The sequence below is a fragment of the Pengzhenrongella phosphoraccumulans genome, assembly GCF_045689905.1.
GTDB lineage: Bacteria > Actinomycetota > Actinomycetes > Actinomycetales > Cellulomonadaceae > Pengzhenrongella > Pengzhenrongella phosphoraccumulans.
This window is the reverse complement of sequence record NZ_CP144210.1, coordinates 4,609,856-4,636,824: the sequence shown is the minus strand read 5'-3', so window position 1 is coordinate 4,636,824 and position 26,969 is coordinate 4,609,856. Positions and strand designations below refer to the sequence as shown.

The following is a 26,969-nucleotide window of genomic DNA, read 5'->3' as shown; positions in this document are numbered from 1 at the left end:
GAGTCAGCTATGTCGGACCTGTTCTCGCCTTATCTGCTCGGAAACCTCGAGCTCACCAACCGCCTCGTCATGGCGCCGCTGACGCGGAACCGCGCGGGCGCCGGAGAAGCACCGACGGAGCTCGCGGCGCAGTACTACGCCCAGCGCGCCTCCGCCGGCCTCATCATCACCGAGGGCACGCAGCCGTCGGCCATCGGCCAGGCCTACCCGCACACCCCCGGGCTGCACACCGACGCCCAGGTCGCCGGCTGGAAGCTCGTCGCCGACGCCGTGCATGCGCGCGCCGGCAAGATCGTCGTGCAGCTCATGCATGCCGGTCGCATCAGCCACGAGGCGATCATCGGGACCCGACCGGTCGCGCCGTCGGCCATCACGCCCGCCGGTGAGGTCTACACGGAGCAGGGCATGAAGGACTTCGAGGAGCCGCGTGCCCTCGAGACCGCCGAGCTGCCCGGCGTCGTTGCCGAGTTCGTCGACGCTGCGCGCCGCGCTGTGGCTGCCGGCCTCGACGGGGTCGAGCTGCACGCCGCCAACGGGTACCTGCTCCAGCAGTTCCTGGCGACCGGTAGCAACACCCGGACCGACGGCTACGGCGGATCTCCCCAGAACCGCGCCCGATTCGTCATCGAGGTGGCGACCGCCGTCGTGGCGGCGATCGGGGCCGACAAGGTCGGCATCCGGATCTCGCCGGCGAGCACGATGAACGGGATCTCCGAGACCGAGACCGCCGAGACCTACGCCGCACTGCTCGAGGGTCTCGCCCCGCTGGGCCTGCTCTACCTGCACGTGCTCGAGGGCTCGAGCACCGACTTCCACGCGCAGCTCCGCAAGCAGTGGACCGGCACGTTCATCTTCAACACCGGCTTCACCGGGCCGTCGGACCTCGCCACCGCGCAGGCGTCCGTGGACTCCGGCGAGACCGACCTGTTCTGCATCGGGCGCGGCTTCCTGGCCAACCCCGACCTGGTCGAGCGGCTGCGGACGGGTGCCGAGCTGAACGCGCCCGACTCCTCGACCTTCTACAGCGGCGGTGCCCACGGCTACACCGACTACCCGGTGCTCTCCGCCTGACCCTCGCTCACCAGTGCCCGGCCCTCCGTAGGTTCAGCCCGCGGGAGGCCGGGCACGTCTGTTTGGGGTCGCCTTCAGGTGCGCGTGGGGGATGGCTCCACTACCTTGTCCGCCCAGCAGCCGATGACTGAGCCCACCCCGACGAGCTGAAGTGCCACCCGGGAATTGTGCTCACGGGGCCACCCCCAGGCGGCTTTCGCGAAGGCTTGTCCACAGATTTCGGTGCATTGTTCTTTGTCCACATATCGTGCCCGACGACGGGGCGGGGAATGTCAGTGGCCCCGGTTAGTGTGGGTTGCATCGGAAATGGTGGCGGTTCACCGGTTCTGAGGCAGCAGGGGTATTCCTGACGAGCGGCGACGGGGGGTGTGAGATGACCTTTGAAGAGGACGAGGGCGTGTCGTCGCTGCCGCCCACGCCCGTGCAGCCTGCTGCCGGTCCGCCTGCGTCCACGCCGCCATCCCCGCAGCAGTCGACGCCCGCGCCCACCTCTCCGCTCGGCGAAGGTCCGTCGCAGCCGCCCACGCTTTCGCCGGCCACGCCTGCGTCACGGGTGTCGTTGGCGGATCGGGTGGCGGTGATCGAGGCGCAGGTCGACGCACTTGCCGCCGTGTCTCCGCGGGACCTGGACGGGGCGGGGGCGTTGGAGTTGTTCGACCGGGTGTTTGAGCTGTCGGACCGGTTGCAGGCCATCGCCACCCGCGCGCTGCCCGTGGTCGAGTCCGACGTGCCGTGGAACGCCAGCGGGGCGCGCACGTTCCCGACGTGGCTGGCCCGCCGGGCGCACCTGACCTACGCGAAGGCCAAGCGGATGACGCGCCTGGCCCACGCCCTGCGGGACGAGCTGCCGTTGACTGCCGCGGCGGTGGTTACCGGGGGTGAGGGGCGGGTCAGTGTGGAGCAGGCCGAGATCCTGACCGCCGCCGCGGCGACCAGCGAGGTGCGCCGGAAGGTGTTGGCGGACCCGGACGCGCCGGTGGGGGAACGGTTCCTGCTGGACCAGGCCGCGCAGGTCAGCGCCGACACGCTGCGCATGCTCGCCCGCCGCTGGGCCGCCGCCGCCGATCCGGAAGCGGACGAGCGGGGATACAAAGACGCCACCGAGCGCGAGTTCTTCGACATCTCCGCCACCACCGGCGGCTGTCACCTGTCCGGGTTCCTCACCACCGAGCACGGCCAAGGGCTCCTGGTCGCGTTGCAGGCCGTGCAGGGCGTGCCGGCGGCCGGTGATGACCGCACCGCGTCGCAACGTCGTGCGGGTGCGTTGTCGGACCTGGCCCGGTTGACGTTGGACCAGGGCCTGACCGGCAAGCACGCGTCAGTACGCCCGCACATCAGCGTGCTGGTGGACTACCCGACCCTGATCGCGATGACCACCCGCGCCGGGGTGACCCACCTGCTCGACCCGTCCCTGCGCCCGACCGATTGCGACCAGGTGGACCCGGCCCTGCTGTTCCCGCCACCCGCACCCGGCGGCCTGCTCGACCCCGGACTGCTCGACCAAGGCCTGCTCGACCCCGCGGTGCTCAACTCCGGCGTTCTCGAACCCGCACGAACCAACGGGTCGCCGCTGGTGCCGCAGGTGCTGCGTCCGGCGGTGTTCGAGGACGGGCAGCCGGTCCCGCGCGTCGTGCTGGACCGACTGTTGTGTGATGCGGAGATCAGCCGGTTCATGTTCAGCCCGGACTCGCAGCTCATCAATATCGGCCGATCCAAACGCACCTTCACCGGTCAATTACGTCGCGCGATCATCGCCCGCGACCAACATTGTCAATACCCCGGTTGCACCGCGCCGCCGCGCATGTGTGAATGCCACCACTCCATTCAATGGTTCCGTGACCTCGGTGACACCGATGCCACCACCGGGGTGTTGTTGTGCTGGCACCACCACGACCACACCCACGACCACGGCATCGAGATCACCTGGACACCTCACGGCTGGCAATTCACCGACCGCCACGGCGTCGTCATCCGCCGCTGACGCATTGGTGGCGGCGGTCCAGGCGGCAGATCAACAGCCGAGCGCCTCGCCCGCGAGCTGGAGGTCGACCGTCGCGCCCAACGTGGGCGATGTCCCGTCGGTGATCCGCGCGAGCACACGCTCGTCGGTCGCAAGGACGGTGAGGGCGACCACGGAGTCGTGCCCGTAGAAGTGCACGCGGTCGACGCGTGCGAGGAAGAGCGAGCCTGGGGCGTCGTCGATGCCGTCGGTGCTGGTGCTGGTGCTGGTGCTGGTGGAGATCCGCACCTGCTCAGGACGGATGAGGACGCGGGTCGGACCATCGCGTCTTTGGTGCCGCAGCGGGATCGGGCCGATGCTGGTGTGCGCGAGACCGTCGCGCACCTGGGCGGCGAGGACGTTGGCCTCACCGACGGACCGTGCCGTCTCCGCATCGGCGGGCTGGCCGTACACCGCGGCCGGGGCGTCGGCCTGGACGATCCGGCCGTCCCGCATGATCGCGATGCAGTCGGCCATGGACATCGCCTCGCCCTGGTCGTGGGTCACGAGCAGTGCGGACGCCTTTGCGGCCCGCAGCGCGTTCACGACCGCATCGCGGGTCTCGGTCCGCAGAGCGGCGTCCAGGGACGAGAACGGCTCGTCCAGCAGGAGCAGGCTCGGGCGGGGTGCGAGTGCACGCGCCAGCGCGACCCGCTGCTGCTGCCCGCCCGACAGCTGGTGGGGAGCGCGGTGCCGGACGGCGCGATCAAGCCCGACCAGCTCGAGCAGCTCGTCGACGCGATGCTGCTCCCTGCGCTGAGCACGGGGGAGCCCGAAGACGATGTTCTCCGCGACGTCCAGGTGCGGGAAGAGCGCGCCTTCCTGCGGCACGTACCCGACCCTGCGCCGCTGGGCCGGCACGAACACGCCGTCGTCGGCCACGATGTCGTCGCCCAGCCGGATCGTGCCTCCGTCAGGCGCGGCGAACCCGGCGACGAGCCGCAGGAGCGTGGTCTTGCCGCACCCCGAGGCGCCCAGCACAGCCGTCAGCTCGCCGTCCGCCACGGTGAGGTCGACGCCGCCGAGCACCTGGTGGGAGCCGAAGGCCTTGCACACGCTCTGGATCATCAACGCGGTCATGTGAGGCGCTCCCTGGTGGGTCGGGTCAAGAGATACGTCGCGGGCAGGGACAGCAGCACCATCAGGACCGCGTAGGGCGCGGCCGCGCCGTACGCGAGGCTGCTGCTGTAGCTCCAGAACTTCGTGGCGAGGGTCTGGGTGCCGATAGGCGCCAGGAGCAGGGTCGAGGTGAGCTCGGTGATCACCGCGAGGAACACCAGCGCTGCCCCGGCCCCGGCGCCGGGCGCGATCAGTGGCAGCGTGACTCGCCGGAAGCGGGCCAGGGCGCCCGCGCCCAGGGAGCCGGCGACGTCGTCGAGCACGGGCGGGACCTGTCGGATGGCCGCCTGCAGGCTGACCATCGCCCGGGGCATGAACAAGATGACGTACGCGATCACGAGGACGGGTGCGGTCTGGTACCACGGCTGCGCGACGTTGATCGTGATCGTCACCAGCGCGAGCGCGACGACGATGCCGGGCAGCGCGCTGGACACGTAGGTGCTTCGTTCGAGGAGGGTGGCGAACGGTCCGGCGAAGCGGACGCTGAGCCAGGCCACGGGCAGCGCGAGCGCGGTGGTCACGAGCGCGGCCGTCAGGCCGAGGGTCAGGGACTGGAGCAAGGTCGCGGACAGGGTCGCCATCGGGAAGGCGGTCGAGGTCCCCACCCAGAGCCAGCGTCCGAGCATCACCATCGGCACGCCGACGGCGAGGACGGCGACGACGCCGACGCACGCGAGCCCGGGCCCGGCCCAGCGCCCCGTCCGCAACCGCGCCGCCGTCCGCGCGGACCCGTGCCCGACCCGCGCCAGGCTCCGTCGGCCACGCAGCTTGAGCTCGGCGAGCAGCAGGAGCAGGCAGGCGATCACGAGCACGGTGGCCAGCGAGTTCGCTGCCGGCCCGGCGAACGACGACCGGTACTGGTCGTAGATCGCCGTGGTGAACGTCGGGTACTGCAGCATCCGCAGCGCGCCGAACTCGGCCAGCAGGTGCAGCCCCACGAGCAGCGAGCCACCGAGGAGGGCAGGGCGGAGCTGGGGCAGGACCACGCGCCGGAACGTGCTCCACGCCCCGAACCCGAGCGACCGGGACACCTCCTCGAGCGCGGGGTCGAGCCCGCCGAGCGTTGCCGCGACGGGGAGGTAGACGAGCGGGAAGTACGAGAGCGTGACGATCACCAGCGCACCGCCGAACCCCTGCATCCCCGGGACGAGCGAGACCCACGCGTAGCTGTTCACGAACGCGGGAACCGCCAGGGGCGCGACCATGAGCACGTGCCACCCGCGGTGTCCCCGGATCGCGGTGCGACCCACCAGCCAAGCGGTACCGGTGCCGACGACGGCGCACGTCGCGATCGTCGCCAGCGTCAGGCGGACCGTGTTCCAGGTGAGCTCGAGCACGCGCGCCCGGAAGACGAGCTGGGAGACCTGCGCCCAGCCGGCGTCGACCGTGTAGCCGACGACGTACAGGAGTGGCAGCACCACGAGCAGGGCGACCAGCGAGCAGACGACGCGGAGCAACCACACGCCTGGCCGGGTCGTGTGGTTGCTCCGCGTGCGGGCGACGAGGCTCACCCTCAGATGAGCCCGGCGGCCTGCATGAGCTCGACCACGCGCGGCCCGTTGAGGCTGGTCGGGTCGACGGTGGGCGGCTCGAGGCCGCTCAGCGGCGGCAGCACGGGGTTCGACGCGGCGTCGCTGGCGATCGTGTACTCCAGCGCCTTGCTCCCGGCGATGGCCGCCTGACCGTCGGCGCTCGTGAGGAAGGCGACGAACTGCTGCGCCTGCGTCGGGTGCTTGCTCGAGGCCAGCACGCCCGCGCCCGAGATGCTCAGGAACGCCCCGGGGTCCTGGTGGCCGAAGTAGTACAGCTCCACGTTCGCGCTGTTGTCCCCGCCCTCGGCTCGGTCCTGGTACCAGTAGTAGTGGTAGACGACCCCGGCCTCGATCTCGCCGGAGTTGACCGCCTTCATCACCGTGCTGTTGCCGTCGTAGATGCGGGCGTTGGCCTTCAGGCCAGCGAGCCAGGTCGCGGCGGCGTCCTCGCCCTCGAGCTGGATGACGGCGCTCACGATGGCCTGGAAGTCGGCGCCGGCAGGCGAGATGCCGATTCGGCCCTTCCAGACGGGATTGGCCAGGTCGAGCAGCGAGGCCGGCAGGTCCGTGGCCGCGAGGGCGTCGGGGTTGTACACGAGGACCGTCGATCGGGCGGCGAACCCGACCCACGACCCATCGGTCGGTTGGTACTGCGGCGGGGTCTGCGCGAGCGTGGCCGGCTCGAGATCCGCGAACAGTCCGGCGTCCGAGACCAGGCTCATCCCGGGGGAGTTCTCCGTGACGAAGACGTCCGCGGGGGAGGCTTTGCCCTCTTGGACCAGGAGGTTCGACAGCTCGGAGTCGTCGCCGTTGCGCATCTGCACCGCGATCCCCGTCTTCGCCTCGAACGCGTCGATGACCGGTTGCACGAGCTCCTCGTGCTGGGCGTTGTACAGGGTGAGGGTCGTCTCGCCCGGGTCCGCGGTCGCGGTCCCGGAGCAGGCGGACAGGGTCAGGGCGGTCAGCGCGACGGTGAATGCCACGGGTGCTCGCAGGGATCGCATCGATAAGCTCGTCTCGGTTGGGTGAGGTAAGGCTTACCTTAGTAACCACGCGGGGAGCCGGTCAAACCGCGGTCTGGCACGCGTCGCGGGTACGAGTGCCCAGCCCTACCGCTCAGCCCTACTGCTCAGCCCTACCGCCGAGCAGCCCCGCGGTCACCGAGGATCGCGGGGTGGCGCGCATCGTCCACGCGGACGACGACGTCGGCCGCCCGCTCGGGGTCGACGTCGTCGTCGTAGCGCGCGAACGCGGGTAGGCGCCACCGGTCGGGCGGGGGCGTTCGGCGCCGCAGCGTGTCCGGCCGCACCGCGAGATGGACCGTGCGGTCGAGGTCGAGCCCGCGCCCGAGCAGCAGGCTGCCGGTCAGGAGGAGGACGGCGCTGTCGGCCGCCTGGATCCGCCCGGCCCGGGTGGAGCGATCTGTGACCGGGTCCCGCAGCGACGGGAGGTACCGGCCGCTCCCGCCCGGCCCGAAGGGTGCCAGCACCTCGCGCGACAGCGCCGCGAGATCGAGCCAGTCGTCGAAGTACGCGTCCGGGTTCTCTCGCCCGAACTCCCAGCGCAGCGACGCGGGGCGCAAGAAGTCGTCGGCGCGCACCCGCACGACGGGGCGGCCGACGGCGCGTAGCGGGTCGACGAGCGCGTCGGCGAGCTCGTCGGGGCGGACCGGCGGCGCGCCGTCGATGGCGATGCGCCACCGGCGGCCGACCTCGAGCGACGCCACGAGTTCCACCAGGCGCTCCACCAGCACGACTGGGCTCACCGGTTCGACGACCACGGGAGCCAGTGTGCGCGATCCATGCCCGGGGCGGGGCGGGGCGGGGCGGGGCGTGGCGGGGCGTGGCGGGGCAGCTCGGGTCGGGTGTTCTCTCGCTCCGCTTCAAAGCCTTAGACTCTGCGTATGAATGCAGATAAGCATGGCGAGAAGCTCGACGAGGATCAGGTCCTCCTCGCGGTCGAGGTGTTCCGCATGCTCGCCGATCCGACCCGCGTTCAGCTCTTGTGGGCCCTGATCGGCCGGGAGCAGTCAGTCAACGAGCTCGCCACGCAGGTGGGCAAGCCGGGGCCGGCCGTCAGCCAGCACCTCGCCAAGCTGCGACTGGGTCGCCTTGTGCAGACGCGACGGGACGGCACGAGCGTCTACTACCGGATCACGAACGAGCACATCGAACAGCTCATCACCGACGCCGTGTTCAACGCCGAGCATGCCTCCGTCGACATCCCCGTCCACCATCGCGAACGTGCAGCGTCGCCGGATGCGCCCGGTGCACAGTCCTCGTCGGAGCGGGGGACGCGATGAGTCCCGAGCCCGCCGCCGTCGTCGAGCACGACCACGACCACGAGCACGACCACGACCACGACCACGACCACAGCCACGACCATGGCGGCGTCGGGCACACTCATCCGACCGGGCTGCGCGGCGTGCTGCACGGGTTGTTCTCGCCCCACAGCCACGACCCCGCCGACTCGATCGACGACGCGCTTGAGGGCAGTGAGCACGGCATCCGCGCGGTCAAGGTCTCGCTCGTGGGCCTGGGTCTGACGGCCGTCTTCCAGCTGGCCATCGTCGTGATCTCCGGCTCGGTCGCGCTGCTGGCCGACACCGTCCACAACTTCTCCGACGCGCTGACGGCGATCCCGCTGTGGATCGCGTTCGCGCTGACCCGACGAGCCCCGAGCAAGCGGTTCACCTACGGGTTCGGGCGGGCCGAGGACCTCGCGGGACTGTTCATCGTCGCGATGATCGCGCTGTCCGCCGTGGTCGCGTTCGTGGAGTCGATCCGCCGACTGATCCATCCCGTTGCGCTCGAGCACACGTGGTGGGTCGCCGCGGCCGGGCTCATCGGGTTCGCCGGGAACGAGCTCGTCGCGATCTACCGGATCCGGGTGGGCCGGCAGATCGGGTCCGCCGCGCTCGTCGCCGATGGTCTGCATGCGCGCACGGACGGGCTGACGTCCCTCGCGGTCCTCGTCGGCGCGCTCGGCGTGGCGGCCGGCTTCCCGTTGGCGGACCCCGTGGTCGGTCTGGTCATCACCGCCGCGATCCTGGTGCTGCTGCGCAGCGCCCTGCGCGACGTCTTCCGCCGCCTGATGGACGGCGTCGAGCCGGAGCTCGTGCACCGCGCCGAGCACGCGCTTGCCGCGGTGCCTGGGGTCCTCGCCGTCCGCCGGGTCCGCCTGCGGTGGCTCGGGCATGCGCTGCACGCAGATGCGGAGCTCGACGTCGACCCGTCGCTCTCCCCCGTCCAGGCGCACGGCGTCGCCCGTGCGGGCGAGGATGCGCTGTCGCACGCGCTGCCCCAGCTGGGCGAGGCGGTCGTGCGGCCGTTCCCCGGATAACCCGGTCGCGGCGGGATAACCCCTTCGCGTCGATTTCGCAAAGGTGCATCGCGGTACCGGTCCGGCTACCTTCGTCCGCTCGGAGGCCGGGACCGGCCCCCGTGGGACTGAGGAGAGCGACTTTCATGACCGTCACAGGATTCATCACCGCCATCGTGATCGGCGCCATCATCGGCCTGCTCGGTCGATTCGTCGCTCCGGGAAAGCAGAACCTCTCCCTCGTCGTCACCATCCTCGTGGGCATCGTCGCAGCGCTGCTGGGGACCGCGCTGGCGAACGCGATCTCGTCCACGGACACCGCCGGGATCGACTGGATCGAGGTTCTGCTCCAGGTCGGTCTCGCGGCGATCGGCGTCACGCTGGTCGCTCGTCGAGGCGGCGGGCGTCGCTGACCGCTCGGTTCCGAGGCGGGGTCAGCCTGCCCGACGGCGGCGGGCCTCGCGTCGCTTGAACGCGTGGCGCTCCATCTCCGAGAGGGCGCCGCAGACGCCCGCATCCTGACCGGACTCGAGCGCCCACGTGAGGCAGGTGAAGACGGCCGGGCACCGGTCGCACACGGCTTTGGCGCGCTCGATCTGGCGTTGGGCGGATTCCGTGGTCCCGATCGGGAAGAACAGCTCCGGGTCCTCGGTCAGGCACGCAGCGTTGTTGCGCCAGTCCATGCTCAGCTCCACGGCATTGTTCGCGCGGCCCTGGAGGGACGCGCCGAAGGGGGTTCGGGAGCGCCGGCCGGACAACGCTTGCGAATTCGAAGGTTCGCAGGTCCGCGGGGCGGGCACTCGCCGTCGTCGGGTGAACGAGTGAGGGATTGGTCACATCGTGAGGAGTCAGATGGTCCGAGGTTCCGCCGGGCGCCACGCCGGTACCCGGCCGGCGGCGACGAGGTCGGCGAACCCTGCCGCCGACAGCGGGCGGGCGAACAAGAATCCCTGACCGCTGTCGCACGCGTCGGCCTGCGAGGACCGGAGGCGAGCTGCCTGAGCCCACGAAGCAGGTACGCGCTGCGCTCGGCGTCGCGCGTCAGCATCGGCTCCGTGATCTCGACGGTGAGCAGTTCCGGGTCGAGGCCGCTGCGGCCGAGTGCCGCGCGCACGTCCCCGACGAGGTCGCCGCGGCGGTCGAGGTGGCGTCCGCTGAGATTCACCGCCACCGAGAGCGGCTGGCTGCCGTGCTGCCATCCGGCCGCCTGGCGGTAGGCAAAGACGTCGGGCGATATCGGGCACCCGACGACGGCCGGTCGCGGTCGGTCGTCGTCGGCCGCTGTGGGACCATCACGGTGCCGGTCTGCGCGCTGAAGGTGTTTCAAGGGAGTCGCACATGAAGAGGATCGTTCGTCCGACACCGCGGCACCCGTCACCGGCGAACCCGCTCTACGACTCGACCACCTCGATCGATCAGGTGGACGACGCCGTGCGCTCGAGCGTGGCGGTCAACGTCGTCTACAACGACGGCGTGCGGCTCGCCCAGCCGAGCTCGCTCGCTGCGACCTACGCGCTGCTGCGGGAGCGGGGCGACGAGCACACGGGCGACCTGGCCTGGATCGGGCTCGTGCGGCCGAACGAGACGGATCTGGCGTCGCTCGCGGCCGAGTTCGACCTCCACGAGCTGGCGATCGAGGACGCGGTGGAGACCCACCAGCGCCCCAAGCTCGAGCGGTACGGCAAGACCCTCTTCGTCGTGCTGCGGGCCGCCCGCTACGACGACAGTCGCGAGGAGGTCGACTTCTCCGAGCTGCACGTCTTCGTGGGCGACGACTTCGTCATCACCGTCCGGCACGGCCAGGCGCCCGACATCGGGAGCGTGCGGCGCCGCATGGAGGCCGATCCGGAGCTGCTGGCACTGGGCCCGGAGGCGGTGCTGTACGCGATCCTCGACCGGGTGGTGGACGACTACGCACCCGTCGTCGCCGGTCTGGGCAACGACATCGACGAGATCGAGACCGAGGTCTTCCGCGGGGACCCCACCGTGAGCCGGCGCATCTACGAGCTCTCGCGCGAGGTCATCGAGTTCCAGCGGGCCGCCGCACCGCTGCGGCAGATCCTGCACGGCCTGGCCGCGGGGTTCGACAAGTACGGCATCGACCCCGAGCTGCAGCGCGCGCTGCGGGACGTCCAGGACCACGTCGAGCAGGTCGTGGACCGCGTCGAGGGCTTCCGCCAGCTGCTGCAGAACATTCTGCTGGTGAACTCGGCCCTGGTCGGCCAGCGGCAGAACGAGGAGACGAAGATCCTCTCGGAGGCGAGCCTGGCCCAGAACGAGGAGGTCAAGAAGATCTCCGCGTGGGCGGCGATCCTGTTCGCGCCTACCCTCGTGGGCACGGTCTACGGGATGAACTTCCAGCACATGCCTGAGCTTGCCTGGATGCTCGGCTACCCGTTCGCGCTGGGGCTGATGGCCATGGTGTCGGTCGTCCTGTTCACGGTGTTCCGCCGCCGCACCTGGCTCTGAGCCGCGATCTCTGAGCCGCTAACGTGCCGGTCCTACGGGCTCCAGGAGCCGACGACGACGGTCGCGTCCAGCTCCGACGAGGTCGTCACACGGGCGACGAACCCGCGCCGGGTGAAGAGCTCGACGGTGCGGTCCGCCTGGTCGCGGCTGGTCTCGATCAGCAGGTGGCCGCCGGGGGTCAGCCAGATCGGCGCCTGCTCCACCGCGCGCCGCTGGACGTCGAGCCCGTCGGAGCCGCCGTCCAGCGTGACCCGCGGCTCGTGCAGCCGGGCCTCGGGGGGCATCGTCGCGATCGCGTCGGTCGGCACGTAGGGCGCGTTCGCGACCACGAGGTCGACCCGGCCGCGCACCCCGGCAGGCAGGGCGTCGAACAGGTCGCCCTCGAACACCTGGCCTCCGGCCGGCACCACGTTCAGGCGTGCGCAGCGCACCGCGTCGGGTTCGATGTCGACGGCGTACAGCTCGAGACGCGGCACGGCCGCAGCCAGGGCCACGCCGACCGCACCGGTCCCGCAGCACAGGTCGACCGCGACCGTGCCCGGCCGGGCGAGCGCGGCGGCCTGCCGCACGAGGAGCTCGGTGCGCCGCCGGGGCACGAAGACGCCGGGCTGCACCACGATCCGCAGGCCGCAGAACTCCGCCCAGCCGAGGATCGGCTCGAGCGGGAGCCCCGCGACGCGCTGGCGCACCATCGCGTCGAGCTCGGCGGGCGTGCGCGCCGCGGCGAGCAGCAGTCGCGCCTCGTCCTCGGCGTATACGCACCCGGCCGCGCGCAGGGCGGCGATGAGGTCGGCGGTCACGAGGTCGGCGGTCGCGAGGTCGGCGGTCGCGGCGCCGTCGTCCGGCGTGGGCGGAGCGGGGCGTTCGGTCATGGCACGCCTCTCGGGTCGACGCGTGCAGCGGGTCGACGCACGTCCGGCGGTGAGCACGGCTCACGCTACCGGCCGAACTGCGACCGGGCCGCGTCGTCGGGCACAACGTCCCTGCACTCGGCCCTGGGCCGTCCCTAGGGTGAGGGCCATGACCAAGATCAAGGACGCAGCCACGCAGTTCCTCACCGCGAAACGGGTGGCGGTGACGGGGGTGTCACGCAAGGCCGAGGGGCACGGCGGGAACATCGTCTTCCAGCGCCTGCGGGACCGCGGCTACGAGGTGTTCGCCGTCAACCCGAACGCCGAGACCGTCGAGGGCGTCACGGCCTACCCGAACCTCGCGGCGATCCCCGGCGGCGTCGAGGCCGTCGTCATCGGGACCAAGCCGGACACGGCCGAGGTCACCATGCGCGAGGCCGCCGAGCTGGGGATCACCCAGGTCTGGATGCACAAGTCCGTCGGCGGCGGGAGCGTCTCGCCCGCTGCCACCGAGTACGGGCGCGCGCACGGGATCACGGTGATCGACGGCGGCTGCCCCCTGATGTTCGATCCCACGGCCGACGGCGCCCACAAGTGCATGAAGCTCGTCCTGACGATGACGGGCGTGGTGCCGCGGCAGGTGAGTTGAGGGCCCCCAGAGTGCAGCGCGAGAGGCCCTCGACCGCGTAGGTTGACCCGCACGTGCTAGATACGAGGATCGCTGCCCCGCGGGGTGGCGCGGGCAAGGAAGGACCACCCTGGTGACCGAGGTCGACCCGACGAAGGCCGGCGCGGAGCAGGTCGCGCCGCTGCAACCCCCTGTTCCTATGGAACCGGTGCTCACGCTCACCATCCCGGCGCCCGTCGCGCAGGTCGCCACGACGGCCGCGCCGCGCATGGCTCCGGCCGTCGATGCTGCCGCCCTCCCGGGGCTCGACGCGAAGGTCGGTGACTACCTCGGCTCGTTGATGACCGCGGAGCCGCACTCGCCCGAGTTCGCGGCGAAGGCCGCCGACGTACGCACCATGGGCGACGTCGACATCCGCAACGCGGCCGAGAGCTCCAACCGGCTGCTGAAGTCTCCGGTGCGCGCCCTGACCGAGGGCGGCCTCGCCTCGGGCTCCAAGGTCGGCACGACGCTAGTCGAGCTGCGCCGCACCGTGGAGGACCTTGACCCGTCCGGCGCCCAGGGCACACGCAAGCTGCTGGGGTTCCTGCCGTTCGGCGACAAGATCGCCGACTACTTCCAGAAGTACCAAAGTGCCCAGAGCCACCTGGACGCGATCCTGCACGCGCTACGCGACGGGCAGGACGAGCTGCGCAAGGACAACGCGTCGCTCAACCTCGAGAAGGGCGAGCTGTGGGCCGCGATGGCCCGGCTCAACCAGTACGTCTACATCGCCGAGCGGCTCGACGCACGCCTCGCCGCGGGCATCGCCGAGCTCGAGGCCACCGACCCCGACCGGGCGCGATCGCTGCGCGACGACGTTCTGTTCTACGTGCGCCAGAAGCACCAGGACCTGCTGGTCCAGCTCGCGGTGTCGATCCAGAACTACCTCGCGATCGACGTCGTCATCAAGAACAACCTTGAGCTCGTCAAGGGCGTCGACCGGGCGTCCACCACGACGATCTCGGCGCTGCGCACCGCCGTGATCGTCGCGCAGGCGCTCGGCAACCAAAAGCTCGTGCTCGACCAGATCACGGCCCTCAACACCACGACGTCCAACCTGATCGAGCGCACCTCGGCCATGCTCAAGGACAACTCGGTGCGGATCCAGGAGCAGGCGGCGTCGGCCACGATCGGGCTGCCGCAGCTGCAGGCCGCGTTCGCGAACATCTACGCGACCATGGACGCGATCGACACCTTCAAGGTCGGCGCGCTCGACACCATGGCCGCCACGATCGGCACGCTCGAGACCGAGGTCGGCAAGTCGCGCGACTACCTCGACCGTGTCCAGCAGCACGACGAGCGGCTGGCGAGCGGTTCGCTCGACCTCGACCGCGCGCCCGGAAGCGGCCGATGAGCCGCAGCACCCGAGCGAGGGGCTGAGGTTCGATGGGTTCGTTCGCCGACCTGTTCGCCAAGGTCACCGGGCGCGGCCGAGCGCCGCAGGAGACCGAGCGGCTCATGCTGCCGCCGGTACCGACGAGCGCCGACCTGCTCGCGTCCATCGACCGGGTCGATGCCCTCGTGGCCGACGGCGCGGTCCCCGCCCCGGTCGCCTCGCGGGTGGCCCGGGTGACGCGCGTCGTGCGCGAGGCGATCGGCCGGCTCGACCGGCTGGGCTCGGGCAGCCCGCAGGCGTACTCCGTCATGGCCACGGCCACCGACTACCTGCCCGAGGCGATCGGCGGCTACCTCCGGCTTCCGCGGGACTGGGCGAACAGTCGACCAGTAGACAACGGTCGAAGCTCGCTCATGGTGCTGATCGACCAGCTCGACCTGCTGGCACGCACGATGGACCAGGTGATGGACGCCGTGAACCGGTCGGACGCCGCCGCCCTGGTCGCCCACGGCCGGTTTCTCGCGGAGAAGTTCGGCTCCGCCGCAGCGGGCGGGCAGCTGGAGATCGGTCAGATCACCCCACCCCCGCAGCCGGCGCCATGACCGACGACGTCTCGCTCGCCGAGGCGCTGATCGGGCTCGCCGCGATCGGTGTCGCCGCCGACCTGGCCGACGCCGACGTCCGGGCCGAAGGTGCGGCCCTCGCGGCGGCGGTGGCGGAGTCGGCCCCCCGGGCGGCGGGGGACTGGATCGCGCAGGTCGCCGCGGCGCAGCCGGGCGCAGAGCCGGACGCGGTGCCGGCTGTGGTCGACGGTCGGGCGCTGAGCACGCAGGACTTCTTCGATGCCGCCACCCGCGGGCGCCGCTGGCGGGCCGCGCCGACGCGCCTGCTCGGCGAGCTCGTGGCCGTCGGGTCGCCTCAAGCGGCGGCCTACGCCCGCGCGCTCGTCGAGGTGACCTCGGCAGCGTGCTCGCTCGGAGAGCCCACGCTGCGCGTGATCGGCAACGCGTCCGTCGCGGCGGCCGCCCAGCTCGGTGCGCTGCCGCGCGCCCTGCCCGTGGTCACGGCGGCCAGCCCGGCGCTGTCGTGGGTCCCCGTGCCGTCGGCCACTGGTTCGTCGCCCACCACGGTGTCGTCCACCACTGTGTCGTCCACCACGACCTCGTCCCCGTCCTCGTCCACCCCGGCCACGACCGTCGAGGAGCTCCTTGCGGAGCTCGACGCGCTCGTCGGGCTCTCCCGGGTCAAGCGCGAGGTGCACCGGCAGGCCGCCGTCCTGCGGGTGCAGAAGCTGCGCGCCGAGCAGGGGATGCAGAGCCCGACCATCTCGCGGCACCTCGTGTTCACCGGCAACCCCGGCACCGGCAAGACGACGGTCGCCCGCCTCGTGTGCGGCATCTATGCCGCGCTCGGCCTGCTCGCCAAGGGGCACCTGGTCGAGGTGGACCGGTCCGAGCTCGTCGCGGGCTACCTCGGGCAGACGGCCGTCAAGACCTCTGAGGTGGTGGCCGGCGCGCTCGGCGGGGTGCTGTTCATCGACGAGGCCTACAGCCTCGCGGGCGACGAGTACGGCGCGGAGGCGGTCGACACCCTGGTCAAGGAGATGGAAGACCACCGCGACGACGTCGTGGTGATCGTGGCCGGCTACCCCGCCCCCATGGTCGAGTTCGTCGAGGCCAACCCCGGACTCGCGAGCCGGTTCCGCACGACTGTCGAGTTCGACGACTACACCGACGACGAGCTGACCGAGATCTTCGCCCGGCTCGCGCGCGCGGGCGACTTCGAGCCGAGCGCCGAGTGTCTGGTGCGGTTCCGCGAGGTGCTGGCCGCGACGCCGCGGGGGACCGGGTTCGGGAACGGACGCTTCGCCCGAAACGTTCTCGGAGGTGCCATCGGGCGTCTGGCCTGGCGGCTGCGAGACGTCGAGGTGCCGACTCGGCAGGACCTGCGGGTGCTGCTCCCGCACGACCTGGACGACGACCCGCAGCTCACGGACCAGGCCCTCGATCGACCGGCCGTGCACCCGATCCCACCCGGAGGTCCCGCATGAGCTCGACGGCTCCGAACGCCCTGATGGCTCCGACCGTGCAGCAGGGCGAAGCGCCCGCGACCCGGGCTGGTCGGGGCCTGCAGCGCGCGCGGCTCGGCGTGCAGGGCACCCCGGGACGGCTCCGCGTGGTCTCGGCCGTGCTCATCCTGGTCGCTCTGCTGGTCGGCCTCGCGGGGGCCCGGTCGTTCTGGGCCGCCGACGACGCCCTGGCGCGCGCCGACCGGAACGCGGCCCAGCTCGTGCGGCTGCAGGACATCCAGACGTCCCTCGTCCGCGCGGACGCCGACGCCACCAACGCGTTCCTCGTGGGCGGCCTCGAACCGGTGGAGCAGCGCCGTGACTACGACGCCGCCGTCGAGCGTGCCGCCCGGCAGGTCGCCTTCGCCGCCCGGGCCCAGCCGGCCGACGGCGACGCGCTCGCCGCGCTCGGGGCGGCGATCCAGCGGTACACGGGCGGGGTCGTGCAGGCGCGCGCGACGAACCGCCAGGGGCTCCCGCTCGGGGCGCAGTACCTGCGTGAGGCGAGCGCGGGGCTGCGCGCGGATGCGCTGCCGCTGCTCGAGGCGCTCAACCAGGCCAACCAGGACCGGGTCACCACGGAGTTCGCCGCGGCCCGTCGCGCGCAGGCGCTCGTCGCCGTCGCGGGGCTGGTCGCTCTCGCACTGATCGCCGGCGCCATGGTGTGGATCGCGCGGCGCTCGCACCGCATCCTCAACGTGCCGCTGCTGGCCGCGGGCGTCGTCGTGCTGGTCGTGCTCGTCGCAGGGGTCGCCGTCCTCGGTTCGGTCAGTGCCACGGTCGGCACGGTGAAGACGGGCTCGTACGCCGCCGCCCGCGCGCTGGCGGGCGCCCGGATCTCCGCGTTCGACGCCAAGGCCAACGAGAGCCTGACCCTCATCTCGCGCGGCTCGGGCGCTGCCTTCGAGACCGCCTGGGCGGCGTCGTCCGAAGCCACCACCACCCGGCTCGCGGACGCGGTCGCGGTCGACGGCGGTTCCGCGGACCTCGAGCCGGCCTGGGCCGCGTACACGGCGCTGCACCGGGAGATCAGGGCCCTGGACGACGGCGGCGGCTGGGACCAGGCGGTGGCCGCGGCGGTCAGCCGCGAGCCGGGCAGCGCCAACGCGGCTTTCGACAGCTTCGACACCCGCTCGGCGGAGCAGCTCACGTCCGCCGGGGCCGCGACGACGTCGGCCCTGACGGATGCCCAGTCGGGGCTCACGCTCGCGGGGTGGTTGTGCGTGCTGGCGGGTCTGGGCGCTGCCGTGCTGGCGTGGTGGGGACTGTCGCAACGGATCGAGGAGTACCGATGAGCGAGCTCACGACGCGTCCAGGTCGGCGCCGATCGACGCGGACCGTCGTGGCGGGTCTGGCCACGCTGCTGGTCGCGCTGGTCGCGGGCTGCACGTCCTCGGCCTACGACGCCACCCCGCTGCCGACGCCGTCGACCGCGGCGGCGACGCCGGCGCCGACACCGAGCCCGTCCGGGTCGGCCGCCCCGGTGTGCGCCGACCCGCTCGCGTCGTACGCGCCGCTGAGCCCGCTGCCCGCCCCGGGGCAGATGCCCGCGGGCTCCACCATGGCGAAGATCGCCGAGCGCGGCCGCCTGATCGTCGGGGTGTCGGGCGACTCGCTGCTGCTGGGGGCGCGCAACCCGATCAGCGGCCAGCTCGAGGGCTTCGACATCGACACCGCGCGGCTCGTCTCGCAGGCGATCTTCGGTGACCCCAACAAGATCGAGCTTCGGGTCATCACCGCCGCCGAGCGGATCCCGCTGCTCCAGGACGGCAGCGTCGACCTGGTCGCGCGGAACATGACGATCACCTGCGCGCGCTGGGACCAGATCGCGTTCTCGGCGGAGTACTACCGGTCCGGGCAGAAGCTGCTGGTCCCGCTGGGGTCGACCGCGACGTCGCTCGCCGACCTTGCCGGGCAGCGGGTGTGCGCCCCCACCGGGTCCACGAGCCTGGACAAGCTCAAGGAGTTCCCCGACGTGATTCCGGTCGGCGCGTCGACACACACCGGGTGCCTGGTCAAGTTCCAGCAGGGCGAGGTGGACGCGATCACCGGGGACGACACGGTGCTCGCCGGCCTCGCCGCGCAGGACCCGTACGCGCAGGTCGTCGGCCCGGCCTTCACCGCCGAGCCCTACGGGCTGGGCATCAACTCCGCGAACGTCGACCTCGTGCGGTTCGTCAACGGCGTGCTGGCGCAGGCCGCGGCGGACGGTCGCTGGACGCAGTCGTACGACCGGTGGCTCGCCGACGCGCTCGGGGCCGCCCCCGCGCCCCCGGTGCCCGACTACGGGCGCGGCTGATGACGACCGGACCCGCCGTCGCCCCGCAGGCCCCGGCCCGGATGGGGGAGGCCGTCGACCCGGTCGCGATGCTGCGCTACCTCGAGCAGCTGGGCGCGTGGTGCGAGCAGCGCCGCACCGAGCTCGACGAGCTGGACCAGGCCGCGCTCGCCGCCGCTGCTGCGGACGCTGCCGGCACTGACAACGGCGCGCTGACCGGTGACATCACACTGTCGATGACACTCTGGCAGGCGGTGGCCGCGCGTCTGGCGGAGCTCGAGCGCGTGTGGGACAGCGGCCGCGTCGGTCCCGTCGAGCGGCAGCGGCTGTCTGCCCTGGTCTGGGGACGGCTCGACGCCGGCGCCGGGCCGGGGAGCGCGTCGCTCGCGGTCTCGGTGCCCGAGGCGTGCCGGCTCTCGGACGCGCTCGCCGCCCAGCTGAGCTGGCGGCTCTCGCTCGACCCGGTCTCGGTCGACCTCGCCGCTCACCTGCGTTCGCTGCGCGCGACGCTCGAGCGCGTGCGCGACCAGGTCCCGGCCGAGCCCGCCGGGGCGCTGCGGGACACCGCCACCGATCGCCTGCACCGGCTCGACCGTCGCCTGGCGGACGTCGCCGAGCGGGCGCAGCGCGGCGCCGACGTCGGCGGGCTGGTCGGTCCGCTCGAGTCCGACTCCGCGCTGCTCGAGCGGGACCTCATCGTTGCCGGCGCCACCCGCCGGGACGACGAGCGCGACCGCGCCCGGGCTTCGGCCCTGCGCACCGAGCTCGTTGCGCGCGCCGTGCGCGTGCACGGGGTCGTCGACGACTGCGTCGCGCACGTGCGGTCGGCGCCCACGCTGGCGGTGCCGCGGGTCGAGGCGCTCGGGCCCGTGCCCGACGACGCGCTCGCGGTGGACGCCTACCTGGTCCGGCTGGCCGCGGTGGCCCGCGCGCTCACGCTCGCCGAGCAGGCGTACAGCGGGCCGCTCGCCGAGCTCGCCGACCTGCGGGCGCTGCTCGACGTGTACCGCGCGAAGGCCGCGGGCACGGGACACTCCGACCGCCCGGAGGTCGCCGAGATGTACAAGCAGGCCCTCGCCGTGCTCGGCGAGACCCCGACCGACCTGTCCCGCGCACGCGCCGTGGTCGGGGCGTACCAGCTGCTCCTCGGTGGCTCGAGCGCCCCCGCCGCACCCTCAGGACGGAACCCATGAGCGCCATCGCCTGCACCCAGCCGGGGTGCACCGGCACGATCCAGGACGGGTACTGCGACGTGTGCGGTTCCCCCGCCGGGGCGCCGCCGAGCACCTTCAGCACCGCCTCGAGGGCAGCGCCTTCAAGCGTCACGTCGTCGAGCGGCACCTCGCCCGGGTCGGGCACGGTGCACGCCGGTGTGCCCGCCGGGGTCGACTCCTCGCCCTCGGCGGTCTCGCGGGCCTCCAACCGGCTCGCGTCCACGGCGATGGGCTCGGCGCGCGGCACCGGCGGCACGCAGGTGACCCAGCGTCGGGGGACGTCGTCGACCCGGCTGCGCGCCGCGCGCCTGGGTGCCGGCCTGACGACGATCCCGCCGCAGCCGGCGATCGACGCTTCCAAGGCCCTGATGGCCAACCCGCAGGTGGCGGAGGAGAAGCGGTTCTGCCCGTCGTGCGGCTCCGCCGTCGGGCGCTCGCACGACGGCCAGCCGGGCCGCACCGAGGGCTTCTGCCCGCAGTGCCGCAGCCCGTTCTCGTTCACGCCCAAGCTGCGCGCGGGCGACCTGGTCGGCGGGCAGTACGAGGTCGCCGGTGCGCTCGCGCACGGCGGGCTCGGGTGGATCTACCTGGCTCGCGACCGCAACGTCTCCGACCGCTGGGTGGTGCTCAAGGGTCTGCTCAACGCGGGCGACGCCGACGCGGTGGCGGCCGCCATCGCCGAGCGTCAGTTCCTCGCCCAGGTCGAGCACCCGCTGATCGTCGAGATCTACAACTTCGTCACGCACGAGGGCGCCGGCTACATCGTGATGGAGTACATCGGCGGCACGTCGCTCAAGGCGCTGCTCAAGGAACGCATGCGGGCCGCGGGGCGGTACGACCCGCTGCCGCTCGACCAGGCGATCGCCTACGTGCTCGAGATCCTGCCCGCGTTCCAGTACCTGCACGACCTCGCCCTCGTGTACTGCGACTTCAAGCCCGACAACATCATCCAGGTGGGCGACGACGTCCGGCTCATCGACCTGGGCGGGGTCCGTCGCCTCCAGGACGCGGACTCGGCGATCTACGGCACGGTCGGCTACCAGGCGCCCGAGGTGCCCGACGTCGGCACGACGATCGCCTCTGACATCTACACGATCGGCCGCACCCTGATCGTGCTCGCGATGGAGTTCCGCGGGTACCAGTCGACGTATGTGACGTCGCTGCCGCCGGTGGCCGAGACGCCGCTGTTCCAGCGCTACGACTCGTTCTACCGGCTGGTCGCCAAGGCCTGCGCGCCCGACGCCGCCGACCGGTTCGCCTCCGCAGCCGAGCTGCGCGTGCAGCTGCTCGGGGTGCTCCGCGAGGTCGTGATCACCGACCGGCCGGATGACCCGGCGGGCCGGCACGCACCGCCGTCGCTGCTGTTCACCCCACCGAACGTCTCCGACTCCACGCTCGAGTGGCACGACCTGCCCGAGCTCGTCGTGGACACCAGCGACCCGCAGACCGGCTGGCTGGCGACGGTCAGCGTCGAGGACCCGGCCGCTCGGCTCGACCTGCTCGCGCAGGCGCCCGAACGGTCGCCCGAGGTGCTGCTCCATCTCGGTCGAGCGGCGCTCGCGGCCCACCGCCCGGACGTGGTCGACCGCGTCGCAGACGAGCTCTTGACCGTCGACCCGTGGGAGTGGCGTGCCGTCTGGCTCCAAGGGTTGAAGGCGCTCGCGGCGAACGACGGCGACGCCGCCCAGGCGGCTTTCAACGCGGTCTACGGCCAGGTCCCCGGGGAGCTCGCGCCCAAGCTGGCGTTGGCGCTGGCGTGCGAGCTGCGCCAGGAGCTCGACATCGCCGAGGCGCTGTACGACACCTGCGCGCGCAGCGACGCGTCCTACACAGCCCCCGCGGCGTTCGCGATGGCGCGGATCCGCACCGCTCGACGGGACACGGCCGGTGCCGTCGCGGCGCTCGACCTGGTTCCGCCGACCAGTCGCGCGTTCCCGGAGGCCCGCCGGCAGCGGGCCGGCCTGCTGGCCGCGTCCGACGGCGGCCTGCCGGCGCTGGCGTCGGCGATGACGAGCGTCGAGGGCGTGAGCATCGACCCGCTCGACCGGTCCCGGCTCACCGCCCGCGTGCTCGAGAGCGCGCTCGGCCTCGTGCTCCAGCACGGACCTCAGCCTGCTCTGAGCATCGGCGGCCACCCGGCCGAGGAGCCCGCGCTGCGCGACGGCCTGGAGCAGACCTACCGCGAGCTGGCGACCATGGCCACGACCATGGACGAGCGGGTGGCGCTCGTGGACGCCGCCAACAGCGTCCGCCGCTGGACCCTGCGATGAGTCCGGACCCTGCGATGAGTCCGGCCACCTCTGTCGGTCCTCGCGTGTGCGCGTCGTGCGGCCAGGTCGCCGGGACCGGCGCGAACTTCTGCGAGGCCTGCGGGACCGAGCTGCCCGCCGCCGTCGGGCCTGAGTCAGCGCCGCCTGAGTCAGCGTCGCCTGAGTCAGCGTCGCCCGAGTCAGAGCCGTCAGCTCCGGTACAGGTTGTCGCCGGGCCCGCTCCCTGCCGCGAGTGCGGCGGCGAGGTCGACGCTGACGGCTACTGCTCGTCCTGCGGGGCCAAGGCCCCGGCCGCGCGCGACCACGTCGTCGAGCAGCCGCAGCCGTGGGTGGGCGGGGTCAGTGATCGGGGCCGGCGTCACCACCGCAACGAGGACGCGATGGCCCTCGCCGCGCACGAGGCCCCGGGCAGCCGCGCCGTGCTCGTGGTGTGCGACGGCGTCTCGTCGTCCGAGGACTCCGACGTCGCCAGTCTCGCCGCCGCGCGCGCCGCGCTCGAGGTGCTGCAGGCGCCCGGCGCGCAGGGCTTGGGGACCGATTCGGGGCTCGCTGCCGTGCTCGGCGCTCGCCTGGCCGCCGCCACGGACGCGGCGGCCCGGGCGGTCGCCCAGGCGACGTCGCCCGACCACGGTGCGAGCCCGCCGTCGTGCACGATCGTGATGGCCGTCGTCGAACGGGACCGGATCGTGGCTGGGGTCGTGGGGGACAGCCGGGCGTACTGGCTGCCGGACGTCGGTACGGCTCGGTTCCTCACGACCGACGACTCGTGGGCGGCCGAGCAGATCACCCTCGGCGTCCCGCGCGAGCAGGCCGAGTTCGGTCCGCAGTCCCACGCGATCACCCGGTGGCTCGGCGTCGACGCCCCCGACCACACCCCGCGCGTGACGACCCAGGCCATCGACACCCCGGGCTGGCTCCTCGTGTGCTCGGACGGGTTGTGGAACTACTGCTCCCCGGCCGCCGACCTCGCCGCGCTCGTGCAGCGCACGGCGGCGGGCACGGCGGGTGAGCCGCTCGCGATCGCCTCGGGGCTCGTGGACTGGGCCAATGCCCAGGGCGGACATGACAACATCACGGTGGTGCTCGCCCGGCTCGGTGCCGGTCCGGCGTCCCCGCTCAGCAACGACCGTCAGACGGGATCAACGACATGACCGAGTTCTCCGCGCAGGTGTACCAGAACGAGTTCCTGGCCGACGGCGCCACGGACGTGCACGCGATCGTCACGGTGACGTGCACCGGCGCCGGCCAGGCCGGGCAGTCGGGCGCCGGCGAGGCCGCGGAGATCGTCATCGTCGACACCTCCGGTTCGATGGGACCCGTCGGGATCCGCGCCGCCCAGCTGGCCGCCGTCGCCGCGCTCGACCAGGTGCTCGACGGGACCTGGTTCGCCGTCATCGCGGGCAGCCACGTGGCCCGGCTCGCCTACCCGGCCGGGGTGCCCGAGCTCGCCATGGTGCGCATGGACCCCTCGACCCGGGCCGCGGCACGCGCGGCGATCGGCACGTTCGTGGCCGAGGGCGGCACGGCCATGGGCACGTGGCTCGAGCTGGCCACGGCGGTGTTCGCCAGCGTTCCGTCCGCAGCGCAGCGGCACGCGATCCTGCTGACCGACGGCAACAACCAGCACGAGACCCCGGCCGAGCTGACCGCACGCATCGCCGCCGCGAGCGGTCGTTTCCAGTGCGACTGCCGCGGGGTCGGGGCCGACTGGAAGGTCGGGGAGGTCCGGCGGATCGCGACGGCGCTCATGGGCACGGTCGACCTCATCCCGACGCCCGACGAGATGGCCGGGGAGTTCGAGAAGCTGATGCGGGCGTCCATGGGGCGCGGGGTGGCGTCGGCCGACCTGCGCGTGTGGGCGCCGCAGGGTGCCCAGGTGCTGTTCGTGCGGCAGGTCGCTCCGACGGTGGAGGACCTGTCGAGCCGCCGGCGCGAGGTCAACGCCCTGACGGGGGCGTACCCGACGGGGAGCTGGGGCGACGAGTCGCGCGACTTCCACGTCGCGGTCCGGGTCTCGGCCGCGCGCGGCGTGGGGCAGGAACAGCTCGCCGCCCGCGTCCAGCTGGCGATCGGGGACGAGGTCGCAGCGCAGGGGCTGGTCAAGGCGAAGTGGTCCGACGACAGCGAGCTCACCGCCCGGATCAACCCGGAGGTGGCCCACTACACGGGGCAGACCGAGCTCGCCGAGGCGATCCAGGACGGGCTCGCCGCCAAGGCCGCCGGCGACACGGCGACGGCCACGGCCAAGCTCGGTCGGGCCGTGCAGCTGGCCGCGCAGACCGGTAACGAGGAGGCCACCTCCAAGCTGCGCAAGGTGGTCGACATCGAGGAGCCCGGCACCGGCAAGGTGCGCCTGCGCAAGAGCGTGGACCGGCTCGACGAGATGGCGCTCGACACGGCCTCGACCAAGACGACGCGGGTGCGCAAGTGAGCGCCGCGACCTGCCCCAACGGGCACCCGAGCAACGCGACCGACTACTGCGACACGTGCGGGGCGCCGATGGGTGCCCCCGCGGCCGGTGGTCCCGCCACCGCGGCGGGGTCGGGCGCAGCGGGTTCTAGCGCGGCGGGTTCTAGCGCTGCGGGGTCCGGCGCTGCGGGGCCGACGTCGTCGTCGGGCACCGTGGGCGTGGGCGCCCAGACCTGCCCGAACTGCCAGACCCCGAACTCCGCCGAGGCGCTGTTCTGCGAGGCGTGCGGCTACGACTTCACGACCGGGGCCATGCCGCGGCTCGTCGCGCCCGCCTCGACGCTGGACCTGGGCGGGTCGGGCGCTGCTGCCGCGGGCAGCCCGGATCCCGGGCCGTTGGCGCCCGCGGTCCCGCTGGAGTGGGTCGCTGAGATCTGGGTCGACCCCGACTGGTACGCGGAGCAGGACAGCGCGGAGACGTGCCCGTCACCCGGCCTGCCCGCGATCGTGCCGCTCACCGTGCGCAGCGTCCTGGTCGGGCGCCTCTCGCGGAGCCGGAGCATCCACCCGGAGGTCGACTGCGACGGCGACATCGGCGTTAGCCGGCGCCAGGCGCAGCTGACCACGGACGGCACGCGGTGGTGGATCGAGGACCTCCAGTCGTCCAACGGCACCTACGTCGGTCCGGACAGCGGACCGCTGCCGACCCAGGCCCTGCCCCCCGGCCAACGGCACGAGCTCACCGAGGGTGATCGGGTCTACGTCGGCGCGTGGACGCGGATCGTCGTGCGCCGGGCCACCGACGAGGAGAAAGCCGGAGGGTGAGCGGCTCGGAGCCGCACCCCGCCAGCCGCAGCGGCAGCGGCGGGGCGAGCCCGGCGCTCGACGCGCTTCGCGTGGACCTCCTGGGCGTGGCCGATCCCGTGCGCGCCGTCGCCCAGGCCCGCTACCTGCAGGTGCGCCCCGGGGGCTACGGCGAGGGCGACCTCGTGCTCGGGGTCCCGGTGCCAGCGCAGCGCCGCGTGGCTGCGCGGCACGGGGCTGCCCTGACGCTGACCGAGGTCGCGCTCCTGCTGCACAGCCCGTGGCACGAGGAGCGGCTCACGGCGATCTTCGTCCTGGTGCGCAGGTTCGACCGCGCGGCGGCCGACGAGCGCCGCGCGATCGTGGAGCTGATGCTCGCGAGCACGGCGTGGATCAACAACTGGGACCTGGTCGACTCGAGCGCGCCCTACCTCCTGGGCCCCTGGCTGGTGGACCGCGACAGCTCCGTGCTCGACATCCTCGCCGACTCACCCTCGGTGTGGGACCGACGCATCGCGATCATGGCTACCTCGGCGTTCATCCGCGCGGGCCGGTTCGCACGGACCCTGGAGCTCGCGGAGCGCCTGCTCCACGACGAGCACGACCTGATCCACAAGGCGGTCGGGTGGATGCTGCGCGAGGTCGGCAACCGGGACCGTGCGGTCGAGGAGGAGTTCCTCGCGCGGCACTGCCGCGACATGCCCCGCACGATGCTGCGCTACGCGATCGAGAAGTTCCCGCCGGAGCTGCGCTCGGCGTACCTCACGGGGGCGGTCACGCCGTCGTGATGGTGCCCGCCGCGATGGTGCCCGTCGGGGCCGCGACGGGCGGGACGACGTCGGACATGACGATGTCGGACATGACGCCGTCGGGCAGGACGACGTCGGGCAGGACCGCTGCGACCCCCGCCTCGACCAGGACGCGCTCGCGCTCCCGCACGCGGAATCGCCGCCACACGAGCAGCCCCGCCACGATGAACACTGTGACGAGGACCGTGCTGCCGCGACCGAGCAGCTTCTCGACGGCGGAGTAGGAGGTCCCGGCGAAGTAGCCCAGCAGGGCGACCCCGCCGCCCCACACGACCGCGCCGATCGCGTTGTACACCAGGAAGCGCCGGTACGGCATCTGGCTCGTGCCCGCCAGCCCGGGCATGACCGCCCGCAGGAAAGCGGTGAACCGGCCGAGGAAGACGGCCCAGCCGCCCTTCTCTCGCAGGGATTTCTGGGCGCCGGCGATGGCGAGCTGATGTCTGCGCAGGGGGCGCGAGGCGAGCACTCTCGGACCGAAGTGTCGACCGACCTCGAAGCCGACCGAGTCGCCGGCGATCGCAGCTGCCACGACGAGGGCCAGGACCACCGGCAGGGACAGCCGGCCGTTCGCGGCGAGCACCCCGCCGATGATGACGGCGGTCTCCCCGGGCAGGACGAAGCCGACGAAGACGGCCGCCTCGGCGAACACCAGGGTCGCGATGAGGGCGTACGCGGCGGGTGCCGGAACGCTGAGCAGCCAGTCGGCGATCCCGCTCATCGTGCGATCGCCGTCGCGTTGCGCGGCGTGG

At 72.5% G+C, this 26,969-nt stretch carries 26 protein-coding genes; 18 read left to right on the top strand and 8 right to left on the bottom strand.

The genetic code is table 11. From position 1 onward, the window contains the following. The first annotated feature begins 9 nt into the window (after window positions 1–9). Together VTA80_RS21475 and VTA80_RS21470 are read left to right on the top strand one after the other, a co-directional pair. Complete coding sequence (locus tag VTA80_RS21475; protein ID WP_407343092.1) at window positions 10–1,071, top strand: alkene reductase; 1,062 nt, start codon at window positions 10–12, stop codon at window positions 1,069–1,071. Between the two features lie 373 nt (window positions 1,072–1,444). Further along, a complete protein-coding gene (locus tag VTA80_RS21470; RefSeq protein ID WP_407343091.1) occupies window positions 1,445–3,052 on the top strand; it encodes a DUF222 domain-containing protein in 1,608 nt (535 codons plus the stop codon). Window positions 3,053–3,082: 30 nt separating this feature from the next. Here the strand turns inward: VTA80_RS21470 and VTA80_RS21465 are convergent, their stop codons facing one another. The 4 genes from VTA80_RS21465 to VTA80_RS21450 form a co-directional block, all read right to left on the bottom strand. Then, window positions 3,083–4,150 (bottom strand): ABC transporter ATP-binding protein, encoded by a 1,068-nt coding sequence (locus VTA80_RS21465; protein ID WP_407343090.1) that lies wholly within the window; start codon window positions 4,148–4,150, stop codon window positions 3,083–3,085. Then, complete coding sequence (locus VTA80_RS21460; protein WP_407343089.1) at window positions 4,147–5,700, bottom strand: ABC transporter permease; 1,554 nt, start codon at window positions 5,698–5,700, stop codon at window positions 4,147–4,149. The genes VTA80_RS21465 and VTA80_RS21460 overlap by 4 nt, the downstream gene beginning before the upstream one ends. A gap of 2 nt (window positions 5,701–5,702) precedes the next feature. After that, entirely contained in the window at window positions 5,703–6,725 is a 1,023-nt protein-coding gene (locus tag VTA80_RS21455) for an iron ABC transporter substrate-binding protein (RefSeq protein WP_407343088.1), read from the bottom strand. 131 nt (window positions 6,726–6,856) lie between these two features. Then, complete coding sequence (locus tag VTA80_RS21450; RefSeq protein ID WP_407343087.1) at window positions 6,857–7,501, bottom strand: uridine kinase; 645 nt, start codon at window positions 7,499–7,501, stop codon at window positions 6,857–6,859. A gap of 123 nt (window positions 7,502–7,624) precedes the next feature. Here VTA80_RS21450 and VTA80_RS21445 point away from each other — a divergent pair, with 123 nt between their 5' ends. The 3 genes from VTA80_RS21445 to VTA80_RS21435 all read left to right on the top strand — a co-directional run bounded on the left by VTA80_RS21445 (window position 7,625) and on the right by VTA80_RS21435 (window position 9,455). Next, entirely contained in the window at window positions 7,625–8,023 is a 399-nt protein-coding gene (locus tag VTA80_RS21445; RefSeq protein WP_407343086.1) for an ArsR/SmtB family transcription factor, read from the top strand. Beyond that, window positions 8,020–9,063, top strand: coding sequence for a cation diffusion facilitator family transporter (locus VTA80_RS21440; RefSeq protein ID WP_407343085.1), 1,044 nt, complete (start codon window positions 8,020–8,022; stop codon window positions 9,061–9,063). Before VTA80_RS21445 ends, VTA80_RS21440 begins: the two co-directional genes overlap by 4 nt. Before the next feature lie 125 nt (window positions 9,064–9,188). Beyond that, entirely contained in the window at window positions 9,189–9,455 is a 267-nt protein-coding gene (locus VTA80_RS21435; RefSeq protein WP_407343084.1) for a GlsB/YeaQ/YmgE family stress response membrane protein, read from the top strand. Window positions 9,456–9,476: 21 nt separating this feature from the next. Here VTA80_RS21435 and VTA80_RS21430 read toward each other — a convergent pair whose 3' ends face one another. After that, window positions 9,477–9,725, bottom strand: a complete 249-nt coding sequence (locus VTA80_RS21430) for a WhiB family transcriptional regulator (RefSeq protein ID WP_407343083.1) — start codon at window positions 9,723–9,725, stop codon at window positions 9,477–9,479. Window positions 9,726–10,380: 655 nt separating this feature from the next. On the opposite strand from VTA80_RS21430, the gene corA reads away from it, so the two are divergent. Further along, window positions 10,381–11,511, top strand: coding sequence for a magnesium/cobalt transporter CorA (gene corA / locus VTA80_RS21425; protein ID WP_407343082.1), 1,131 nt, complete (start codon window positions 10,381–10,383; stop codon window positions 11,509–11,511). 32 nt (window positions 11,512–11,543) lie between these two features. On the opposite strand, the gene VTA80_RS21420 is transcribed toward corA, so the two are convergent. After that, window positions 11,544–12,383, bottom strand: coding sequence for a putative protein N(5)-glutamine methyltransferase (locus VTA80_RS21420; RefSeq protein WP_407343081.1), 840 nt, complete (start codon window positions 12,381–12,383; stop codon window positions 11,544–11,546). 148 nt (window positions 12,384–12,531) lie between these two features. Between VTA80_RS21420 and VTA80_RS21415 the strand changes: the two genes are divergently transcribed. The 8 genes from VTA80_RS21415 (at window position 12,532) to VTA80_RS21380 (ending at window position 22,198) form a co-directional block, all read left to right on the top strand. Beyond that, window positions 12,532–13,011, top strand: a complete 480-nt coding sequence (locus VTA80_RS21415; RefSeq protein ID WP_407343080.1) for a CoA-binding protein — start codon at window positions 12,532–12,534, stop codon at window positions 13,009–13,011. A 178-nt stretch (window positions 13,012–13,189) separates the two neighbouring features. Further along, window positions 13,190–14,386: a toxic anion resistance protein gene (locus VTA80_RS21410; RefSeq protein WP_407345836.1), complete on the top strand. Its 1,197-nt coding sequence runs from the start codon at window positions 13,190–13,192 to the stop codon at window positions 14,384–14,386. A 32-nt stretch (window positions 14,387–14,418) separates the two neighbouring features. Further along, entirely contained in the window at window positions 14,419–14,970 is a 552-nt protein-coding gene (locus VTA80_RS21405; protein ID WP_407343079.1) for a hypothetical protein, read from the top strand. Then, a complete protein-coding gene (locus VTA80_RS21400) occupies window positions 14,967–16,418 on the top strand; it encodes an AAA family ATPase (protein WP_407343078.1) in 1,452 nt (483 codons plus the stop codon). The genes VTA80_RS21405 and VTA80_RS21400 overlap by 4 nt, the downstream gene beginning before the upstream one ends. Continuing rightward, window positions 16,415–17,731 carry a hypothetical protein gene (locus VTA80_RS21395; RefSeq protein WP_407343077.1) on the top strand — a complete coding sequence of 439 codons (1,317 nt, stop codon included), beginning with the start codon at window positions 16,415–16,417 and terminating at the stop codon, window positions 17,729–17,731. Before VTA80_RS21400 ends, VTA80_RS21395 begins: the two co-directional genes overlap by 4 nt. Beyond that, window positions 17,728–18,735, top strand: a complete 1,008-nt coding sequence (locus VTA80_RS21390) for a glutamate ABC transporter substrate-binding protein (protein ID WP_407343076.1) — start codon at window positions 17,728–17,730, stop codon at window positions 18,733–18,735. The genes VTA80_RS21395 and VTA80_RS21390 overlap by 4 nt, the downstream gene beginning before the upstream one ends. Next, window positions 18,735–19,907, top strand: a complete 1,173-nt coding sequence (locus VTA80_RS21385) for a hypothetical protein (protein WP_407343075.1) — start codon at window positions 18,735–18,737, stop codon at window positions 19,905–19,907. Before VTA80_RS21390 ends, VTA80_RS21385 begins: the two co-directional genes overlap by 1 nt. Then, window positions 19,904–22,198, top strand: a complete 2,295-nt coding sequence (locus VTA80_RS21380; RefSeq protein ID WP_407343074.1) for a tetratricopeptide repeat protein — start codon at window positions 19,904–19,906, stop codon at window positions 22,196–22,198. The genes VTA80_RS21385 and VTA80_RS21380 overlap by 4 nt, the downstream gene beginning before the upstream one ends. A gap of 188 nt (window positions 22,199–22,386) precedes the next feature. On the opposite strand, the gene VTA80_RS21375 is transcribed toward VTA80_RS21380, so the two are convergent. Then, the gene (locus VTA80_RS21375) at window positions 22,387–22,560 is read right to left on the bottom strand and encodes a hypothetical protein (protein ID WP_407343073.1); all 174 of its coding nucleotides are present in this window, start codon (window positions 22,558–22,560) and stop codon (window positions 22,387–22,389) included. 18 nt (window positions 22,561–22,578) lie between these two features. On the opposite strand from VTA80_RS21375, the gene VTA80_RS21370 reads away from it, so the two are divergent. The 4 genes from VTA80_RS21370 to VTA80_RS21355 are packed head-to-tail and all read left to right on the top strand — an operon-like array spanning window position 22,579 to window position 26,199. Beyond that, window positions 22,579–23,349, top strand: a complete 771-nt coding sequence (locus VTA80_RS21370; RefSeq protein WP_407343072.1) for a PP2C family protein-serine/threonine phosphatase — start codon at window positions 22,579–22,581, stop codon at window positions 23,347–23,349. Next, window positions 23,346–24,629, top strand: coding sequence for a VWA domain-containing protein (locus VTA80_RS21365; protein WP_407343071.1), 1,284 nt, complete (start codon window positions 23,346–23,348; stop codon window positions 24,627–24,629). Before VTA80_RS21370 ends, VTA80_RS21365 begins: the two co-directional genes overlap by 4 nt. Further along, window positions 24,626–25,432 carry an FHA domain-containing protein gene (locus tag VTA80_RS21360; protein ID WP_407343070.1) on the top strand — a complete coding sequence of 269 codons (807 nt, stop codon included), beginning with the start codon at window positions 24,626–24,628 and terminating at the stop codon, window positions 25,430–25,432. The genes VTA80_RS21365 and VTA80_RS21360 overlap by 4 nt, the downstream gene beginning before the upstream one ends. After that, entirely contained in the window at window positions 25,429–26,199 is a 771-nt protein-coding gene (locus VTA80_RS21355; RefSeq protein ID WP_407343069.1) for a DNA alkylation repair protein, read from the top strand. Before VTA80_RS21360 ends, VTA80_RS21355 begins: the two co-directional genes overlap by 4 nt. Here the strand turns inward: VTA80_RS21355 and VTA80_RS21350 are convergent. Further along, a complete protein-coding gene (locus VTA80_RS21350) occupies window positions 26,186–26,938 on the bottom strand; it encodes a DedA family protein (protein WP_407343068.1) in 753 nt (250 codons plus the stop codon). The genes VTA80_RS21355 and VTA80_RS21350 overlap by 14 nt on opposite strands. Between the last annotated feature and the right edge of the window lie 31 nt (window positions 26,939–26,969).